17 protein-coding genes are annotated in these 19,242 nt (G+C 61.6%); 9 read left to right on the top strand and 8 right to left on the bottom strand.

Annotated features, from left to right (window positions below; all coding sequences use genetic code 11):
• Positions 1 to 3 precede the first annotated feature (3 nt).
• On the bottom strand, positions 4 to 822 hold the full coding sequence (locus ACEWPM_RS14995) for a hypothetical protein (protein WP_393962856.1): 819 nt from the start codon (positions 820 to 822) through the stop codon (positions 4 to 6).
• A 203-nt stretch (positions 823 to 1,025) separates the two neighbouring features.
• Between ACEWPM_RS14995 and panB the strand changes: the two genes are divergently transcribed.
• The 5 genes from panB (at position 1,026) to ACEWPM_RS14970 (ending at position 8,325) form a co-directional block, all read left to right on the top strand.
• On the top strand, positions 1,026 to 1,853 hold the full coding sequence (gene panB, locus ACEWPM_RS14990; protein WP_393962855.1) for a 3-methyl-2-oxobutanoate hydroxymethyltransferase: 828 nt from the start codon (positions 1,026 to 1,028) through the stop codon (positions 1,851 to 1,853).
• Positions 1,850 to 2,698, top strand: coding sequence for a pantoate--beta-alanine ligase (panC, locus tag ACEWPM_RS14985; RefSeq protein ID WP_393962854.1), 849 nt, complete (start codon positions 1,850 to 1,852; stop codon positions 2,696 to 2,698). Before panB ends, panC begins: the two co-directional genes overlap by 4 nt.
• A gap of 335 nt (positions 2,699 to 3,033) precedes the next feature.
• Positions 3,034 to 6,129, top strand: coding sequence for a CHASE domain-containing protein (locus ACEWPM_RS14980; RefSeq protein WP_393962853.1), 3,096 nt, complete (start codon positions 3,034 to 3,036; stop codon positions 6,127 to 6,129).
• A gap of 358 nt (positions 6,130 to 6,487) precedes the next feature.
• Positions 6,488 to 7,939 carry a PAS domain-containing sensor histidine kinase gene (locus ACEWPM_RS14975; RefSeq protein WP_393962852.1) on the top strand — a complete coding sequence of 484 codons (1,452 nt, stop codon included), beginning with the start codon at positions 6,488 to 6,490 and terminating at the stop codon, positions 7,937 to 7,939.
• On the top strand, positions 7,936 to 8,325 hold the full coding sequence (locus tag ACEWPM_RS14970) for a response regulator (RefSeq protein WP_393962851.1): 390 nt from the start codon (positions 7,936 to 7,938) through the stop codon (positions 8,323 to 8,325). The genes ACEWPM_RS14975 and ACEWPM_RS14970 overlap by 4 nt, the downstream gene beginning before the upstream one ends.
• Before the next feature lie 170 nt (positions 8,326 to 8,495).
• Here ACEWPM_RS14970 and ACEWPM_RS14965 read toward each other — a convergent pair whose 3' ends face one another.
• The 4 genes from ACEWPM_RS14965 to ACEWPM_RS14950 form a co-directional block, all read right to left on the bottom strand.
• Positions 8,496 to 8,852: an Hpt domain-containing protein gene (locus ACEWPM_RS14965; RefSeq protein WP_393962850.1), complete on the bottom strand. Its 357-nt coding sequence runs from the start codon at positions 8,850 to 8,852 to the stop codon at positions 8,496 to 8,498.
• The gene (locus ACEWPM_RS14960; protein WP_393962849.1) at positions 8,849 to 9,838 is read right to left on the bottom strand and encodes a response regulator; all 990 of its coding nucleotides are present in this window, start codon (positions 9,836 to 9,838) and stop codon (positions 8,849 to 8,851) included. The genes ACEWPM_RS14965 and ACEWPM_RS14960 overlap by 4 nt, the downstream gene beginning before the upstream one ends.
• Before the next feature lie 272 nt (positions 9,839 to 10,110).
• A complete protein-coding gene (gene serA / locus ACEWPM_RS14955; RefSeq protein ID WP_393962848.1) occupies positions 10,111 to 11,706 on the bottom strand; it encodes a phosphoglycerate dehydrogenase in 1,596 nt (531 codons plus the stop codon).
• Positions 11,707 to 11,765: 59 nt separating this feature from the next.
• Positions 11,766 to 12,932 carry a phosphoserine transaminase gene (locus tag ACEWPM_RS14950; RefSeq protein ID WP_393962847.1) on the bottom strand — a complete coding sequence of 389 codons (1,167 nt, stop codon included), beginning with the start codon at positions 12,930 to 12,932 and terminating at the stop codon, positions 11,766 to 11,768.
• Positions 12,933 to 13,087: 155 nt separating this feature from the next.
• Between ACEWPM_RS14950 and serB the strand changes: the two genes are divergently transcribed.
• Positions 13,088 to 13,960 (top strand): phosphoserine phosphatase SerB, encoded by an 873-nt coding sequence (gene serB, locus ACEWPM_RS14945; protein ID WP_393962845.1) that lies wholly within the window; start codon positions 13,088 to 13,090, stop codon positions 13,958 to 13,960.
• 20 nt (positions 13,961 to 13,980) lie between these two features.
• On the opposite strand, the gene ACEWPM_RS14940 is transcribed toward serB, so the two are convergent.
• Positions 13,981 to 14,991, bottom strand: a complete 1,011-nt coding sequence (locus tag ACEWPM_RS14940; protein ID WP_393962844.1) for an asparaginase — start codon at positions 14,989 to 14,991, stop codon at positions 13,981 to 13,983.
• A 244-nt stretch (positions 14,992 to 15,235) separates the two neighbouring features.
• On the opposite strand from ACEWPM_RS14940, the gene ACEWPM_RS14935 reads away from it, so the two are divergent.
• Positions 15,236 to 15,736, top strand: a complete 501-nt coding sequence (locus tag ACEWPM_RS14935; RefSeq protein ID WP_393928973.1) for an invasion associated locus B family protein — start codon at positions 15,236 to 15,238, stop codon at positions 15,734 to 15,736.
• 71 nt (positions 15,737 to 15,807) lie between these two features.
• Here the strand turns inward: ACEWPM_RS14935 and ACEWPM_RS14930 are convergent, their stop codons facing one another.
• Positions 15,808 to 16,452: a DUF4259 domain-containing protein gene (locus tag ACEWPM_RS14930; protein ID WP_393962843.1), complete on the bottom strand. Its 645-nt coding sequence runs from the start codon at positions 16,450 to 16,452 to the stop codon at positions 15,808 to 15,810.
• A 173-nt stretch (positions 16,453 to 16,625) separates the two neighbouring features.
• Here ACEWPM_RS14930 and rlmN point away from each other — a divergent pair, with 173 nt between their 5' ends.
• Both rlmN and ACEWPM_RS14920 read left to right on the top strand, forming a co-directional pair.
• Positions 16,626 to 17,804 carry a dual-specificity RNA methyltransferase RlmN gene (gene rlmN, locus ACEWPM_RS14925; RefSeq protein WP_393962842.1) on the top strand — a complete coding sequence of 393 codons (1,179 nt, stop codon included), beginning with the start codon at positions 16,626 to 16,628 and terminating at the stop codon, positions 17,802 to 17,804.
• 221 nt (positions 17,805 to 18,025) lie between these two features.
• On the top strand, positions 18,026 to 18,217 hold the full coding sequence (locus ACEWPM_RS14920; RefSeq protein WP_393962841.1) for a hypothetical protein: 192 nt from the start codon (positions 18,026 to 18,028) through the stop codon (positions 18,215 to 18,217).
• Between the two features lie 12 nt (positions 18,218 to 18,229).
• On the opposite strand, the gene ACEWPM_RS14915 is transcribed toward ACEWPM_RS14920, so the two are convergent.
• Positions 18,230 to 19,057 (bottom strand): LOG family protein, encoded by an 828-nt coding sequence (locus ACEWPM_RS14915; RefSeq protein WP_393962840.1) that lies wholly within the window; start codon positions 19,055 to 19,057, stop codon positions 18,230 to 18,232.
• Positions 19,058 to 19,242 lie beyond the last annotated feature (185 nt).

Below are 19,242 nucleotides of genomic sequence, written 5' to 3'. Positions count from 1 at the left end.
GGATCAGGGGGTGCTCAGCTGGATCAGCGCATCATGCAATTCGCGCCCCTCAAGCGTCAGGACCGCATGGATGAACACCCGGCCCGCAAGGCAGGCGTCGCGATTGCTGGCCCGGTCCAGATTGGCAAAGCTGGCCATGACGCGGGGCGCGTCCTCGCGCGCCGCAATGGTGCGCGTGACGACGCTGAAAATCGCGGCCTCGGCCTGCGCCGCGCGCTTGGGCGGCAGGACCGGCGCGCCGCGCTGCGCGCCCAGCTGCGCCGCGCGCAGCTGGATGCGGTAGTAGTTGCGCAGACCTTCGACATTGAGGCGCGCCGCCGCGCGGGCGGTCGCCTCGGCCATACGGTCGGGCGGCAGATCGCCGCGCACGGCGCGCCCGCAAATGTTCACGGGCATGGCGCCCAGAACGGCCTGCTCGACCAGATAGTAATAGCGCAGATCGCGCAGCGGCAGGTGGCCGAGCCCCTCGTCGATCACGCTCCACAGCAGCCCTTGGGCGCGGGTTACCGGCACAGCGGCACCGTCGCGGACGGCCAGAACGCGGTCGGCGATATAGCCCGCGATCACCGGATCGCGCAGCATGTCCGCCGCGTGCTGCGTGGCAAGGTCCAGTTTTTCCCCGGCAAAGCCGAGCGCAGCCAGATCGCGGCGCACCTCGCCGTCCTCGTGGAGCCGCCCCAGAAGCTGGATCAGATCGTCCCGGCTGACGGATTGCGCCGGCTCGCCAGGCTGCTTCGCTGCCACGGAAATGGGCGCAGAGAGGACCCCGCAGGATATCGCCAGAAGGGCGATCGCGATAAACTTGGCTGATATCTGCCTCAAAACGAACCCCCTTTGGCGCGCATGCCTTATGCCCGCCCTTGCAATATAGGCGGCATCGCATGCTCGCGCCACCTCTAGAGGTTTGCCGCGCATGTGCAACCGGACCGGCGGATCGCCGCCTTGTCCGGGCTGAAGACAGCGGTGGAATTTCCCGGCTGTCCTTGCTAGGCATTGCCACAACGCAGTAATTTCGAGGCACGCCGATGAGCGCCACAGCCCGCAAGACCGCCCCGCTTCCTGCGGATATCCGCGCAATGAAGGGTCATACGCCCATCGTCAGCCTGACGGCCTACACGACGCCGATGGCGCGCATGATGGATGCCCATTGCGATTTCGTCCTGGTTGGCGACAGCGTCGGCATGGTGCTGCATGGCCTCACCTCGACCACTGGCGTGACGATGGAGATGATGATCCTGCACGGGCAGGCCGTCGCGCGCGGGCTGGACAAGGCGATGATGGTCATCGACATGCCCTTCGGCAGCTACGAGGAAGACCCGCGCCAGGCGATGCGCAATGCCGTGCGCCTGATGCGCGAGACGGGCGCCGCCGCGGTCAAGCTGGAGGGCGGCGCGCATATGGCCGAGACCATCGCGTTCCTGACAGCGCGCGGTGTGCCGGTGATGGCCCATATTGGCCTGACACCGCAGTCGGTGGGCACGCTGGGCGGCTACAAGGTGCAGGGGCGCGGCCATGGCGCGCGCGTTCTCAGCGAAGACGCCCGCGCAGTGGCCGAGGCAGGCGCCTTTGCCGTCGTGATCGAGAAGGTGCCGGCCGGCCTTGCCGACCGCATCACCGCCGATATCGCCATCCCCACCATCGGTATCGGCGCGTCGGCGGGTTGCGATGGCCAGGTGCTGGTCGTGGATGACATGCTGGGCCTCTTTACCGCGTTCAAGCCGAAATTCGTCAAGCGGTACGCGACCTTGGGCGAGGATGGCGAGGCCGCAATCGCCGCTTATGCCGCCGAAGTACGCGCGCGAAAATTCCCGGCATCAGAGCATCTCTTCACCGACGAGACGCCATCGTCATGACCGCGCCGATCTTGCGAAGCGTGGCCGAGCTGCGCGCGGCCACGCGCCCTTGGCGCCTCGCGGGTGAGACGATTGGCGTCGTGCCCACTATGGGCGCGTTGCATGACGGGCACCTGTCGCTGGTCGCGGCGGCCAAGGCGACCTGTACGCGTGTCATCGTGACGATCTTCGTAAATCCGCGCCAGTTCAGCTCGCCCGAGGATCTGGCAAACTACCCCCGCACCGAGACCAGCGACGCGGCCAAACTGGCGCGCTTTGGCGTTGACGCGATCTATGTGCCGGACGGCGATCAGATCTATCCCGAGGGCTTTGCCACAACCGTGTCGGTCGCCGGCCTGACCGAGGTCATGGACGGTGTTCATCGCCCCGGCCATTTCGAAGGCGTCGCCACGGTTGTCGCCAAGCTTTTTGCCCAGACCAGCGCCACCGACGCGTTTTTCGGTGAAAAGGACTTTCAACAACTTCAGGTCGTCCGCCGCATGGCGCGTGATCTGGATATTCCGATCACCGTGCATGGCTGCCCCACCATCCGCGAGATTGATGGTCTGGCCATGTCCTCGCGCAACCTGCTCTTGTCGGACCGCGCCCGCACCATCGCGCCCGCGCTGCCGGAACAGATGCAGATTCTTGCCCGCACCATCAGCGAGGGCGGTGATTTTGCGGCGGCCCAGACTGCTGCGATCCGCAGCCTTGAGCAGGCTGGATTTACGTCGGTCGATTATCTGGAGATGCGCGCGAATGACGATCTGTCGCTGCTCGACGCACCAACCCGCCCTGCGCGGCTTTTTGCCGCCACATGGCTGGCTGGCGTGCGCCTGATCGACAACATCGCCGTCGAGGCTTAAGCGGTCCATTCGGGCTTGCTTTGGCGCGCCGCGAGCACAAAACGCCAAAATAGTGGATTTCTCAATTCTCTCAACCTAAGGTCGATCGTAGCTGGGTAAAGCATGCCGCGGTGGTGCTCGTGACGGCGAGGCGGACCTGAGAGAACGAGCGACGCACAGAACGGAAGATTGTAACGCCTATGAAGTTGCCGGGTCGGGCCGAAGTGATCTTCGCATGCATCTGCATGCTTGTCACGGCGATAACATTTGCAGCAAGTGTGTCGTCCAAGTATCGGGCGGCGGATGGTGAATTTCAGCGCCTGAGCGAGGATGGCATCAAGGTTCTTCAGACTCGAATGGACACGTATCTTCAATCGCTTCAGGGCACTACGGCATTCTTTCGCGCGTCGCAAAACGTGGCGCGCTCGGAGTTCGATGATTACGTGCGTCATCTTCGGATCGACGAGTTCCTGCCGGGCGTCAGTGGCATCGGCTTCGTCGAGCAGGTGGAGCACAGTGATCTCGAGGCTTACCTGGAAGAGACCCGAAGGGACGGCCAACCCGGATACGCGTTCAGGAAACTGACGGATGCGCAAACGCATTATTTCGTGAAATACATCTACCCGGTTGGAGCAAACCGGACTGCGCTGGGCCTCGATGTGACTTTCGAGCCAGAGCGCAGAGCCGTTCTGGAGCAGGCCCGCGAGACGGGCGAGGTCCAGCTGACGCCGCCCATCCGGCTGGTGCAGCACGATAAAGAGCAGGCCGGTTTTCTTCTGATGGTCCCCTATTACAAAAGGACGGTCGGTCCGTCGGCAACGCTGCCGGTGGGGCGAGGCGACTTTGTCGGCTGGGTTTATGCACCATTCATAGCAAAGAACCTGCTTTCAGATCTCACGCCCAGCCTAGGCGAAAGCTATTCCTTCCAGCTGTTCGATGGGCCGCAGCCCACGCCGGACAAGCTGATCTTCGAAGATACGGTCAATGACGAGCAAAGGGGCGTTCATGCGGCCACTTATACGATCATGCAATTCGGCCGCCCGTGGACGATGGTTTTTACCAGCACCACGCGCTTTGATCGCGCTTTCGAGAGTTCTCAGCCGCTGATCATCCTGCTTGGCGGGATCCTAATCACAGCGCTGCTCCTCTTCCTCTTTCGTGCCATCAGCCGGCGCAGCGAGGCGCTTATGGCGGTTGCAGATCTGCGCGCGCGGCAGATCGAGACGCGGGAGCGCGAAAATCATGCCATCGTCGAAAATGACGTGACTGCTGTTTTCGTAATGGACAAGAACGATCACATTCTCTTTTCCAACCGCGCGGCCCAGATGATGCTGGGATACAACAAGACGAGTCTCTCGGGCCTGAAGTTCTCGGATATTATCAAGGAAAACGAGAACGACACTGGCCAGCAACCCTACAACGCCCATGGCCATGCGCGAAACGGTCGGGAACTCTATCTGGATTTGCAGCGAAACAATTGGGTCACCGCAGACGGGCTGGCCCGTGTCACGGCGATCGTTCGCGATGTGACGACCCAGATCGAGGCGCAGACCCAGCTGAAGCGGACAAAGATCCTCTACGACATGTCGCTTGAGGCTGCCCGGATCGGCGTGTTCGACTACAATTTGATTACCGGCAAGATGAAGGTGGCCGGCACTTGGCTTCGCAACATGGGTGTCGGCGAAGATTGCGAAGATAGCGAGGACACAACAGAGGTCGATGCGGAATCGATGCTCTATGCACGGGTTCACCCCGACGACCTGGCAGTCATGCGCCGGATCGAAAAGGATTGCCTGGAGGGCCGCAAAGATCGGGCCGTCATTGAATATCGACTGAAATACAGCAGCGACGAGTGGCGGTGGATAAGCTCGGAAGCATCCATCGTCGAGCGCGCGGCTGACGGCACGGCCATTCGCATGATCGGTATCCAGTGGGACGTGACCGAACTCTCGCAGGCGCGTAACGCGATGGAGGTAAGCGAGCAGCGGTTCCGGCAGGTTCTGGCCGCCGCCCCGGTGGGCATGGCGCTGGTCGACAGCAAGGGGCGGTTCATCACTGTAAATGACGCCTTCTGCACGCTGTGCGGCATCTCGGAAGAGCGGATCACCAAAGAGGTCAGATTGGCGGACATGATGCCGCGCGAGGACATCAAGGAGATCTACAAGGGTGTTACCGCGATGATGAAAGACCCCGCGCGGCAGACCTATTCGGCCGAGCACCGGATCGCGCATGCGAACGGCGAAATACGCTGGGGCCTTTTCAACATCTCTTGGACCTATGATCGGAACACGGACGAGCATTTCTACATCACGCAGATCAATGACATCACCGACCAGAAGAAGCTGGACCAGATCAAAAGCGAATTCGTCGCAACGGTCAGCCATGAACTGCGCACGCCCCTGACCTCGATCAAGGGCGCGCTGGAGTTGCTGAAGGGCACGACCGATACCTCGTTGCCGAAAAAGACCGAGCGGCTGATCGAGATCGCGCGCTCGAACACAGACCGTCTGTCACGCATTGTGAACGATATCCTCGATCTCGAGAAAATCTCATCCGGCGAAGTATCTTTCAATTTCGAGACGGTGGACTTGGCCGCGATCATCAGCGCCGCCGCCGAAGACCACGCGCCTTTTGCACAATCGCACGCCAACCGGCTGAGGCTGGACCTGCCGGACACGCCGCTTTGTGTGCATGCCGATGCCAGCCGGATCAAGCAGGTCTTGGCAAACCTCATTTCCAATGCCTGCAAGTATTCGTCGGAAAACACCGAAGTGCTGATCAAGGCCGAGCGTATCGATGGCCGCGCTATTGTTTACGTCCAGAACTACGGCCCCGGCGTGTCCGAGAGTTTCCGGCCGAAGATCTTTCAGGCGTTTTCGCAGGCGGACAGTTCGGACACGCGCGCGATTGGCGGCACCGGTCTTGGCCTGAATATTTCCAAGCGGATCATCAAGCGCCATTCAGGTGATATCGGTTTCGAAAGCGTTCGAAACGGAGTCACCGTCTTCTGGTTCACCTGCCCATTGTCAAAGGTGTATCAACAGGCCGGCGCGCAGCCACTCGATGCAAGCATCGTTCCCTTCTTGAAATCCCGGCGCGGACAGATGTCGGTACTGCATTTCGAGAAGGATCAGGATTTCGCCGAGGTGATCGCATCGGCACTGGCGCCGGTGGCCAAGGTCATACACGCTGCAACGTTGTCCGAGGCGTCACGGATCGCGCAAACCACCCAGTTGGACGCGGTGATCCTCGATTGCACGCTGCCCGGCGATGACGCGCGCCGTTTTCTGGACGATCTTGCGACGCTGCAACCCAATGCCCGGTTGATCGGCCTGTCGGCGGATGAAGATCGCGCAAGGGATCCAAGGCTGCTGGTCGACCTGATCAAAAGCAGGTCGGAACTGCGCTCGATCGTGACATCGGTCAGGCATTGCCTGACACGTGCGTCCTGATCACAGGACAGGACCCTCACGAATTTGCGCGCTTCGCGTCACAATTCTGCCAGCATGCTCGATCATTCAATCGGAAATGAATTTGAAATCGTATTGATCATCTGTCGTCCGGCAGTGGTTGAATTTGTCGCTCGGAGCAGACCACGTGTTTTCGATTAGTCTCAAAATTCAGGGCTTGCTGATCATCCTGAGCGCTATGTGCCTCGCATTTCTGTGGTACGCGATTGCGGTCAGCAGTTTTCAACCTTCATCCGCCATCATGGTTGGCACCATCGGCGCCGTGATAATTGCCGCCATTGTTCCGCTCACCGTTTTCAGTGTGTGGCACAGGCGACAGATGCGCAAATTGGCGGCCCCCATGCAGCAACGACTGCGCGCGCTAGATGCCCATTCAGTGGTCAGCACGGTCGATCGGGACGGTAACCTGTCCAGCGTGAATGATCTGATGACGGCCCTTACCGGCCATTCCCGCGAGGCGTTGCTGGGCAAGCCCGTCAGCACCCTTTACCCCAAGTCGGACGAGGCGCTCGCCATCCGCATTCGCGAGCGCTTGAAGACCGGTCAGCCATGGCACGGCGAGACGCCGCTGCAACATGCGGACGGTCACACGATCTACACCCAGACCACCATCCTGCCGCTGTTGGACGTCAAGGGAGAGTCGACTGGCTCGATCTCGGTGCGCACCGATACAACTGGCGTCAAGCAGCTGCTTGCCGAACAGGAGACGATGGAGCTGCTGAACGAGTTGCGCGATGACATCTGGATCGTCAATTCTTCGGACTGGAAATTCAGCTATACCAATCACGCTGCGCGCCAGCGGCTGGGTTGGTCCGGTGACGACGCGCAGAACAGAACATTGGACAGTGTCAGTCGCCACAGTGATTTCGAACCCATCGCCCTGGCCTGCCGATCGCTGAAAAGCAGCGCGGACACCGCGACGCGGTTCGAGATCATCCATAAAGGCATTCCGCTTCATGTCAGCGTCAAGCTGGTCAATGATGCGAAAGGCAGCGATTTCTTCCTGATCCTGCTGTCCGATATCTCAGACATGGTCGAGCAGGACCGCAGGAAATCCGAATTCGTCTCGACGGTCAGCCATGAGCTCCGCTCGCCGCTGACCTCGATCAAGGGTGCGTTGCGGTTGCTGCTGTCCAGCAAAGCGATCACGCTTCCCCAGAACGCGCGGGATCTGTTGGAGATCGCGCATCGCAATTCAGACCGTCTGATCCTGATCATCAACGATATCCTGGACCTCGAGAAAATCTCGAACGGCGAAATGCCGATGGAGATCCAGGACGTGGACCTGTCGGAACTTGTGAATGAAACCCGCAATGCGACGGCCATGATGCACAAGCTGTCCAACGTGACCATTGAGGTCAGCGGCACGGATATCCCGCTTTTCATGCAGACCGACCCAAACCGCTTCATCCAGATCCTGACCGACCTTCTGTCCAATGCCTGCAAATTCTCGAATGAGAACGGCCGGGTGTTCGTGAACGTGCAGGATAACGGCGATCATGTCCGTGTCTCGGTTCAGGATGAAGGCGCAGGAATCCCAGCCAGTGATCAGCACAAGATTTTTCAGCGGTTTGCCGACATGACCAATTCCGACAGGGCGGCCAAGGGCGGCACCGGTCTTGGGCTCAGCATCTGCAAGGCAATCGTCGACAGCCTTGGCGGCACCATCGGATTCCAGACGCGTGAAGGGATGGGGACAGAATTCTATTTTACCCTGCCGCGCAGCGCGCAGGCTGCACATGTCAGCCAGTTCACGCAGGTTCAGACCAGTTCACCAGAGAGGTACGTATGATCAAGGTTCTGCATTTAGAGGATGACGCGGACATTCGGGAAATTGCCGATCTGGCCCTGTCGATTTCCGGTGAGTTCGATGTGCTGCAATGCGCCTCCGGCGAGGAGGGCCTGAGACAGATTGAGGCGTTTCAACCCGATGTGCTGCTGCTGGACATGATGATGCCAGGCATGACCGGATGCGAAGCACTGGAGAAGATCCGCGAGACCTCGAACATTCCGCATGTCCCGGCCATCTTCATGACGGCCCGCGCACAACATGCCGAGATCGAGAAACTCCATGCTTGCGGTGCGGCCTCGGTCATCAGCAAGCCTTTCGATCCGATGTCGCTGGGCGACCAGATCAAGGACGTTCTCGAAAAGCACCGGTTGAGGCTGAGTGCCTGACTTTATTGCCGGGTCTGCTGCATCGCTGCGGGATCCATCCCGGTCACCGTCTGATCACCACGTACAAAATGACCGCAAGGGCGATGCCTTTGCGGTTTGGCGTATGTGGAGTGCGCTCGGTTCAAGGGCTGACGCGGGCTATGCGTTTGATCGGAGCCTTCCGGAACCTCTCAGTGAGGGTCACAGCATGTCCCGCAGAGCGAGACGAACGCATCCGCAGCAGAGATGATTTCGGCAGGGCAGGGGGTTTTCAGAACATCATCCTCTTCGAGATGCGCGCAGATCAAGGCTTCGCAGCGAGCTGCGGCCTTGCCGAGTTCCGGAAATCCGAAGGACCCCGCGCTGCCGGACATCTTGTGAAGTAGCCGGGCGGCCTCGTCCAGCTTCTCGACCTTCTCCGCACCCGAGCGCGTATTCCAGGCATCCAGCGCGAGACCGGCAAGGTTGCCCTGTCGCTCCTGCAGCATGGCCAGAAATTTGGCGCGCAACGCGACAAAGCCGGGCAGGTCTGTTGCCAGATCCTTCATGCGCGCTGTTCGGTCAGCCAAAAGTCATTGCGGGCTGCCTCATGCGCGACGCTTGCCGCTTCGGCACTGGCATGGGCGGTGGCGATGGATCCCATGATCGTCGCCTGGGACTGCCATATCAGCCTAATGGCCTCGCCTGCACTGACCCTGGCCTGAATCCGCTTGCCTGAATTGTCGTAAAGCTCGGTGCGCGACAGCGACAGATTCACGGCGTCCATCAACTTGACGGTATCGGGGCGCCAGCCGCCTTCCGTCACACAGACGAAGGTGCCGTTTCCGGCGTAGGACATCAGGAACTGATGGCCTGTCAGGGTGTCGGAGATGACTTCAGCTACATCCGTGATGAGGCTGTAGAATTCGAATGCGCTCAGCCGCGCATGAAGCTGCTCTATCTGGCGGATCGAGAATGCAAAGGTCGTCGAGCCGAAGAGCGAGCTGCGCGACAGTTGCGCCACGTAATTTTCCATCGCGAGGTAATCGATGACGTTTTCCACATCGAAGATCGCGACAGGCTCGTGCAGCAGGAGGTCCTGCGGCGGCTCCAGCATCAGAGCCTCGGCCTCGACGGGCTTTGGCCCGAAAATCCGGTTGGTGCGTGTCTTGCGCGACTCAACCAGCCGCTCGACCAAGGTCAGGCGGCCTGTCAGTTCCTGCATCTCGAAGGGTTTCGTGACATAATCCATGGCGCCCGCTGCGAAGGCTGCATCAACATAGCGTTTGTCGGACATGGCCGTCAGCATCAGGATCGGCGCTTCGGCATATCGGGGCAGCGCGCGTATCGCGCGGGTCAACTCTATTCCGTCCATGCCGGGCATCTGAATATCGAGCAAGAAGCAGTCGAACTGGCGCAGGCCGACACGTTGAATGATCTCCAGTGCTTCACTGCCCGACGCCGCGGTGATCAGCTTGTGAATCCCCGACGCGGCAACGAACTGGCTGAGAAGTTCAAGAATGATTGGATCATCATCTACCGCCAGAATTTTCATGTTTTTTTCCTCAACTTCTGCAATCGGACGCGCCTTGATCCGACGCTTGTTCAACTACAACCCTACGGTGAATCGAGGCGAAATTAAGACGACATCTCGCAAATGGTGCGATCCTGGTAAATGAGATGCGATATGGGCAAACAAACACCGGCGCGCGCGGCTGATGGGTTGTATCGGCAGAGCTTCACGGGCCTGAGACTGGAAAGATCCTCGCGTGTGCAGCGAGCGGTAGACGCCCGGCGCCGCGAAGAGCGGGCGCCGGGCCTCAAAGCTTAATCGACGTCGAATTCCAGCGGTTTTATCTGCTGAAAATAGCCGGTCTGGTGCAGTTTCTCGATCACATCGTCGGGCACCAGGGCATCAACGTAAAGCAGCGCAATCGCCTCGCCGCCCGCATTGCTGCGCCCGAGGGTGAAGTTGGCGATGTTGACGCCGCTGCCGCCCATCGTGTTACCCAGCGCCCCGATGATTCCCGGCTCGTCCCGGTTTGTGGTGTAGAGCATGTGACGCCCGATTTCGGCATCGATGTTGATCCCCTTGATCTGGATGAAGCGCGGCTTGCCGTCCGAGAAGATCGTGCCGCCGATCGAGCGCTCGCGCTTGTCAGTCACGACGGTCAGTTTGATATAGCCCTCGAACGCGCCGGACTTGTCCTGATGGGTCGTGCTGATCTTGATGCCGCGCTCCTTGGCCACCACGGGCGCACTGACCATGTTCACCTCGGGGTTCACGGCCTTCATGATACCGGCGACCGAGGCGGAGGTGAGCGCGGCGAGGTTCATCTTGGACGCGACCCCGTCATAAAGGATGTTGATCGCCTTGATCGGCTCGTCCGTCATCTGGCCGATGAAGCTGCCCAGATGCCCGGCCAGCTTGATCCAAGGGCCCATGACCTTGGCCTCCTCGGCGGTGACCGACGGCATGTTGAGCGCGTTCGACACCGCTCCGGTCAGCAGATAGTCGGACATCTGCTCGGCCACTTGCAGGGCGACATTTTCCTGCGCCTCGGTGGTCGCGGCGCCCAAGTGAGGCGTGCAAACCACGTTCGGCAGGCCGAAGAGGGGGTTTTCTGTCGCCGGCTCCTCGGCGAAGACGTCAAAGGCGGCGCCGGCGATATGGCCGGATTTCAGCAGATCGGCGGCGGCTTCTTCGTCCACCAGACCGCCGCGGGCGCAGTTAATGATGCGCACGCCCTTCTTGGTCTTCTCCAGATTCTCACGGCTGAGGATATTGCGCGTCTGATCGGTCAGCGGCACATGCAGCGTGATGAAATCCGCGCGCGCCAGCAGATCGTCGAGTTCGACCTTCTCAACACCCATCTTATCGGCCTTCGCTTCGCTCAGGAACGGATCATAGGCGATCACCTTCATCCTGAGCCCGCGCGCGCGGTCGCAGACGATACCGCCGATATTGCCCGCGCCGATGACACCCAGCGTCTTGGCCGTCAGCTCGGTCCCCATGAAGCGGGATTTTTCCCATTTGCCGGCATGGGTAGACGCGCTGGCCTCGGGGATTTGCCGCGCGACGGCGAACATCATGGCGATGGCATGCTCGGCCGTGGTGATCATGTTGCCGAAGGGCGTGTTCATTACGATCACGCCTTTCTTGGAGGCGGCGACCTTGTCGATATTGTCGGTGCCGATCCCGGCACGCGCGATGACTTTCAACTTATGCGCGTTCTCGAGGATCTTTTCCGTCACCTTGGTGGCCGAGCGGATGGCGAGGCCGTCATAGTCGCCGATCACTTCGGCGAGCTTGTCCTTGTCCTTGCCCAGATCGGGCTGGAAATCCACGTCGATGCCACGATCGCGAAAGATCTGCACCGCGGTTTCACTCAGCTTGTCGGAAACGAGTACTTTGGGAGCCATTTTCAGCGTCCTTTGAATATGGGGGGAGGGAACGGGCCATTTGGCCCGCCGGAAAAGGCTCAGAGCGCCGCGCGCTCGACGTGATAGGCCCACTCGATCCAAGGCATCAGCGCCTGAATGTCGGCAGTCTCGACCGTGCCGCCGCACCAGATGCGCAGACCCGCAGGCGCGTCACGATAGGCGCCCACGTCATAGGCTACGCCCTCGACTTCCAGCCGCTTGGCCACCGCCTTGGCGAAAGCCGCACCATCTGTAATGCCCGGATCGCTGAACTTGAGACACACGGACGTGTTCGAGCGAGTCGCACGGTCCTTGGCGAGGTTCGCGATCCAGTCATTCTCGGCCACGAAATCGGCAATGACCCCGGCATTGGCATCGGCGCGGTCCATTAGGCCCTGAAGGCCGCCGACAGCCTGCGCCCAGTCGAGCGCCAGAAGGTAATCTTCGACCGCCAGCATGGAGGGCGTGTTGATCGTCTCGCCTTTGAAGATGCCCTCGATCAGCTTGCCACCCTTGGTCAGGCGGAAAATCTTGGGCAGGGGCCGGTCAGGGGTGTAGCTTTCCAGCCGCTCCACGGCACGCGGGCTGAGCACGATCATGCCATGCGCCGCTTCGCCGCCCAGCACCTTTTGCCAGCTGAAGGTGGTTACATCGAGCCGGTCCCAAGGCAGATCCTGCGCGAAGGCCGCCGAAGTGGCGTCGCAGATCGTCAGACCGGCGCGGTCCGGTTTAATCCAGTCGCCATTCGGAACGCGCACGCCGGATGTGGTGCCGTTCCAGGTGAAGACGACGTCATTGTCGGTATCGACGGTGGCAAGGTCCACGATCTCGCCATACTCGGCGGTCTTGACCTCGGCATCAAGGTTCAGCTGCTTCACGGCATCCGTGACCCAGCCTGCGCCGAAGCTCTCCCAGGCCAGCATCTCGACGCGGCGCGCGCCCAGCATGGTCCACATCGCCATCTCGACTGCGCCCGTGTCCGAGGCGGGCACGATGCCGATGCGATACTCTTCGGGAATGTTCAGAACAGCGCGGGTGCCGTCGATCGCGGCCTTCAAACGCTCCTTGCCCACGGCGGCACGATGGCTGCGGCCCAAAGGGGCGCCTGACAGCTTTTCAAGTGCGAATGCGGGGGGTTTTGCGCAGGGGCCGGAGGAGAAGCGCGGATTTGCGGGCCGCACGCCCGGTTTGCGCGCATCAATGCGCGCGAGGTCTTCGGTAGCCATATGCTATCCTTCCAGATAAGCGCCCTTCGTTGGGGAAGGGTGTCCCACCGACGTTGCTATGCGGCGGCGCGCCCTTTCGCAAGTCATAAAATGACGCTATAGCGCCGTTTCGCGAACTGTTCGCGACGCATTTTACCTTTTCGGAGCCGCCGCCCATGTTCATCGCCACCCTCATCGCGCCCCCCGGCGGGCTGGAGCCGCATCTGGCTGAAAACCTGCGCAACGCATGGGGGGGCGGGGCGGTAGAGTGGCTGGCGCCCGACGAGGCGGCGGAGTTCAGCCTTTGCGACGCGCCTGCAAACCTCTGGGAAGTCTGGGCCGATCTGCAGAAGATGCGTGTCGATCTGGCGGTGCAGCGCGAGGAAGGGCGGCAAAAACGCCTGCTGATCGCCGACATGGACAGCACGATGATTCAGCAGGAATGCATCGACGAGCTGGCCGAGGCGGCAGGCGTCGGCGATCATGTGCGCGAGATCACCGCGCGTGCGATGAATGGCGAGCTGGATTTCGAGGGGGCCCTGCTGGAGCGTATGGCGCTGCTCAAAGGTCTGCGCGAGGCGGTCATCGCCGAGGTGCTGCGCGCGCGCATCACCCATGCGCCGGGCGGCGCAGCGCTGGTCGCGACGATGCGGCAAAACGGTGCGCATACGGCGTTGGTATCGGGCGGGTTCACCGACTTTACCGGTCCGGTGGCCAAGGCGCTGGGCTTTGACGAGCATCGGGCCAATGTCCTGGGCATGGAGGATGGCGTGCTGACCGGCGATGTTGCGCGTCCCATTCTGGGCCGGCAGGCAAAGGTGGATGCGCTGGACCAGATCACCGCGCGGCTGGGCATCACCCCGTCCGAGGCGATGGCGGTGGGTGACGGAGCCAACGATCTGGGCATGCTGGGACATGCGGGCGCGGGGGTAGCGCTTCATGCCAAGCCCAGCGTTGCGGCCCAGTGCGATCTGCGCATCAACCACGGCGATCTGACCGCGCTGCTTTTCCTGCAGGGTTATGCGCGCAGTGAGTTTGCGGATGTGTGACGCCGTTTGCCCGGCGACACTCAGACCAAGAGCGCTGAGGCCGGTTTGATCATGCCCGTCTCAAATCCGCGCCAGTTTGTGACTGTCTTGTTCATGAAGGTCCGGGTCGAGGGGTGATCGGCCTCCAGCGCGCCGAGGCGCACCAGAAGCGCGGCAATGGCGCATTCCGCGCCGCGCGTGCCACCATCCGCGATCTTTAGCGCCACGCCGAGCCCGCGCTGCGGTAGGATGGCGATGAAAAACCCGTCGGCGCCGGTTTTAAGCGCCACAGGCTCGGTGCAGGCGCGCATCAGAAGGGTGCAGGCGCGTCCCTCACCGGCGACCAGATCGGGATGCGCAATCATCGCATCGCGCAGGCGGGCGGCGGCTGTCTGCCGCGTATCCGCGCCCTCGCGGGCCGTGGCGAAATACGCCATAGCGCGGCCCATGCCGTGCAAAGATGTCAGGAAATTTGGCGCCGAGCAGCCGTCGATGCCGTAGCCGGGGCTGGCCTCGCCTGTGACCTCCTCGAAGGCCGACAGGCAGGCGCGCTGAACGGGGTGATCCAGCTCGATGTAGTCCGGCGCCCCGTCAAGATGGCGGTTCAGCGTCAGAAAACCCGCATGCTTGCCCGAGCAATTGTTGTGAAGCTGGCATGGCGCCTCATGCGCGCGGATCAGTGCATGCGCGGCCGCCTCGTCGCTGGGCATATGCGCGCCGCAGCGAAAATCTGCCTCGCCAAGGCCAAGGTCTGCCACCCACCGCGCCACGCGGTCCGTGTGGATCGCGGCACCCTGATGCGATGCACAGGCCAGCGCCAGATGCTCGGAACCAAGGCCCGCGGCATCTGCGGCCCCGCTCTCGATCAGGGGCAGCGCCTGCAGCATCTTGCAGGACGAGCGCGGATAGACGGTGACATCGGGATCGCCCCAGGCCTCGATCACTTCGCCGCCCGGCCCGCAGATCACCGCATGGCCAAGATGCAGGCTCTCGGCGATGGGTCCGCGCCAGATTTCGGCCATGGGAACGGGGGCGGTTGTGGGTCGTATCATCGGATGGCTCCTTGGAGGAATGTACGGGGCGAATGATGTGCGGGTTTCCGCCAATTCATTCTTTCGTTTCTGGCACGTTTCGGGCTAAAGTTGCACTGTCGAGAAGAACATCGTGATTGCCAAGCGGAAATCCCTGCCAAGAGGGCTGGCTGGCCATCGCGGTCCAATTGAGGCTCAAAGACAGCTTGGAGGCTGCACAAGAATGGCATCTTACGTGACGCGCGGCGCCTTGGGCGCGGCGATTATGACGGCAACCACCCTTTTCGCATCCGGCGCGGCCCTGGCTCAGAGCGAAAGTACCAACCAGGTCGCGGCAAACACCGCATGGAGCGTTTTCACCGAAGATTCCCCGCGCGAATGCTGGACCGTGTCCGCGCCGACCGAGACGGTCAACACGCGCGGTGGCCAGGTTGTTGCCGTGCGCCGGGGCGAGATCCTCTTCATGACGTTCTTCCGCCCCGATGCGGGTGTGCGCGGCCAGGTCGCTTTCACCGGCGGTTACCCCTTCGCCGAGGGTTCGACCGTCGAGCTGGTGATCGGCACCGACACCTTCGAACTTTATACCGAGAACGAATGGGCATGGCCCGCCAGCGCTGACGACGACGCCAAGATCATCGCCGCGCTCAAGCGCGGAGCCGATGCAGTGCTGACCGCGCGCTCGTCCCGCGGCACGCAGACCAAGGACACCTTCTCACTGATCGGCTATACCGCCGCGATGGAAGAGGCCGAAAAGCGCTGCCAATAACGCGCTGAGCGATATGATTGCGAGGGGGCCGCCCGTGCCGGGCAGGCCCCCTTTTTTTCGTTCAGCAGTCGCTAGTCCTCAACCCCCATGTCGCGCAGCAGTTTGGCCCTTGTCCCGGGCAGCGGCGCGCCATCGGCCGCCCAATGCGGGCCGGGGATCTGATCCTCGATGCATTTGCGGTGGGGATAGAACGCGCACGTGGCGCCGTGCATCGTATGCTCGAACCGCAGGCCATTTTGTTCGGTCACCTGCCCATAGCAGATATAGCAATAGCCGATGAAATCATCGGGTAACTCGGTTGGCGCAGGCTTGGGGGAGGTGCGGTAGGCCTTGGACGGTGTCAGGCGCGCCTTGAGATCGTCCAGCGCCTCGTGCCATTCGTCGCTATCTTCCTCCCAAAGCTCCGCCAGTTCCGAGCTTGTGCGTATCCGTGTCACCAGGCTGCGGGCGAGGCGCAGCAGATCGCGGGGCACCTCCTTGGCGGCGGGCGTGCCCTTCAGGTCTGGCATATCGGGCATATCCTCTGCGGGGCGCCCGATGCTCGCCGCAAGCAGATCGCAGGCCGCCAGTGCCGCGCTGGCGCAGTCCGCGTCCATTTCGCCGCGATCCTCGGCGGCCTCATGCAGATGCCGCTTCAGCGCGCTGAAACTGCTCAGGCCACTGACAAAATCCAACGCCGCATCATTGCCAAAGCTTCCCGCGCTCCACGTGCCCATGCCGTTCTCCCGTCGCTATTGCCAATTCCGGGATCGGTCATGCACCAGCAGTTAGACCATTTCATGGCCCGTTTGCGCCGACGCGCGGCAGGTAAACTTGCGCGCGCAGCCCCTTTGGCTTTGCTCAACGAATCCTATATGGGGACATATCCGACCCATGAGAGGCCCGCCCGATGACCAGCACCGCACCGATCACACAGGATCTCGTGACCATTCCGCGCAAGGCGCCGGAGGGCAAGCCGAACCTGATCGGCATGACGCGCGACGCGCTGCGCCAGACGCTGATCGACAATGACACGCCGGAAAAGCAGGCGCGCATGCGCGCGGGGCAGATCTGGCAATGGGTCTATCAGTGGGGCGTGCGCGATTTTGCGCAGATGACGAACTTGGCCAAGGCATATCGTGTTGAGTTGGAGGAAAAGTTCACGCTCCAAACTCCGGAGGTCGTCAGCCGCCAGGTCAGCAGCGATGGAACGCGCAAATATCTCGTGCGCATCGCGGGCGGGCACGAGGTGGAGGTGGTCTATATCCCCGAGGAAGGACGCGGCACACTTTGCATCTCGTCCCAGGTCGGATGCACGCTGACCTGCTCTTTCTGCCATACCGGCACGCAGAAACTGGTGCGCAACCTGACGGCGGGCGAGATCGTCGGCCAGATCATGGTCGCGCGCGACGATCTGGGCGAATGGCCCACGCAGGGCGCGCCCAAGGATGAAACCCGCCTTCTCAGCAACATCGTGCTGATGGGCATGGGCGAGCCGCTTTACAACTTCGAGAATGTGCGCGACGCGATGAAGATCGCGATGGACCCCGAGGGCATCCAGCTGAGCCGCCGCCGCATCACGCTGTCGACCTCCGGCATCGTGCCGGAAATCCACCGCACGGCTGCCGAGATCGGCTGCCAGCTGGCCGTCAGCTTTCACGGCACGACGGACGAGGTGCGTGACAAGCTGGTGCCGATCAACAAGAAATGGAACATCGAAGCGCTGCTCGAGGCGCTGAAAGCCTATCCCAAGGTCAGCAATTCCGAGCGCATCACCTTTGAATATGTCATGCTCGATGGCATCAATGACAGTGACGAGGATGCGCGCCGCCTGGTGGAGCTGATCGAGGGAATTCCGGCCAAGATCAACCTGATCCCATTCAACGAATGGCCCGGCGCACCCTACAAGCGCAGCAGCAATAACCGCATCCGCGCCTTTGCCGACATCATCTACAAGGCCGGTTACGCCAGCCCTATCCGAACACCGCGTGGCGAGGATATCATGGCTGCCTGCGGCCAGCTGAAATCCGCGACAGAGCGCGCGCGCAAGTCCCGCGCCCAGATCGAGGCCGAGCTGGGGCAGGGGTGATGCAAATGCCGCACTTTAGCTGATAGTCGGCCCAACCCCCCCCGTCGCCTGACGCCCATCATCCGGCATTCGCCTGCCCACACCGCCCCGCGATAACGCCGGGCGGCTTATTGCGTTCGTGTGACCTGGAAAGACCTCGGCCCGGCCTCAATCCGTTCCGATTGTTGCCGCAATGCGTGATTACTGAGATCTCACAGGTTATTGTCACAAGGTATGAAACAATGAGTAACGATATTACTGACATCCTCGCCATCGTCACCCGCGAGCGCCGCATGGCCGTCTCGGAGCGGGAATGGCAGCACCGCTTGCGCGGCTACGGATATGGCATCCGCGATACGGACGAAGGCCGCGTGGTCACATCGCTTATCAAAGGCGGGCCGCTCTGCACCATTCCCACGCATTTCGCTGCCTGATCCGGGCGCGGCTCAGCACTCTTTTTGTGCTTCGTCCCATGCCTCGATGATAGCCACCGCGTCTGCGGCAGTTTCGACGAACTGAAACAGTTCCAGATCCTCGTCACTGATGGTGCCGGCCTCGGCCAGCGCCTCCCAGTTGATGATACGGCGCCAGAATTCCTCGCCAAAAAGCAGGAAGGGCACGCGCTTCATCCGGTCTGTCTGGATCAGCGTCAACGCCTCGAACGTCTCGTCCAGCGTGCCAAAGCCGCCGGGAAAGACGCAGACCGCACGCGCCCGCATGAGGAAATGCATCTTGCGGATCGCGAAATAGTGGAAGTTGAAGCATAGGCCGGGCGTGACATATTCGTTCGGCGCCTGCTCGTGCGGCAGCACGATATTGAGGCCGATCGACGCGCCGCCCGCATCCGCCGCGCCGCGATTGCCCGCCTCCATGACACCCGGCCCCCCGCCGGTTGCGATGACATAGTCGCGCCCATAGGCCCCCATGGATTTCTCGGTCATCAGCCGGGAGAATTCGCGCGCCTCGTCATAGTATTTCGACAGATCCGCCAGCGTCTGCGTTCGCGCGCCCTCTTTCATGGACGGCTCGGGAATGCGCGCGCCGCCAAAGAGGATCACGGTCGAGCGGATGCCGCGCTCGTTCAGGATCAGCTCGGGCTTGAGCAGTTCCAGCTGCAGGCGCACGGGCCGCAAATCCTCGCGCAGCATGAAGTCGGGGTCGTTGAAGGCCAGCCGGTAGGCGGGTGCGCGCGTCTGCGGCGTGTCCGGCACCTGTTCGGCGGTGCTGCGATCGCTATCCGCATCGCGGAACGGGCTGGTGCGGTCTTCGGTCATCTGGACTTCCCTTGGGCTGACTTGCGCTGTTGCCTTAGCAGTATCGTCTCGCACAAGGCTTGACCAGCGCTTGGGGCGCCCGGTGGGTTTGGGTATTTTTCCAAGAAAAAGCAGGACCATGCGCGAACTGCATCCTGTGGTGTTTTTTCTTGGCCCAAATACCCTTGTACGGACACTGTCCAGAT

Origin of the sequence: Roseovarius maritimus (assembly GCF_043355895.2) — a bacterium.
Lineage (GTDB): Bacteria > Pseudomonadota > Alphaproteobacteria > Rhodobacterales > Rhodobacteraceae > Roseovarius > Roseovarius maritimus.
Note: the sequence above shows the minus strand (reverse complement) of the source record. Positions and strands in the feature narration are given on the sequence as shown.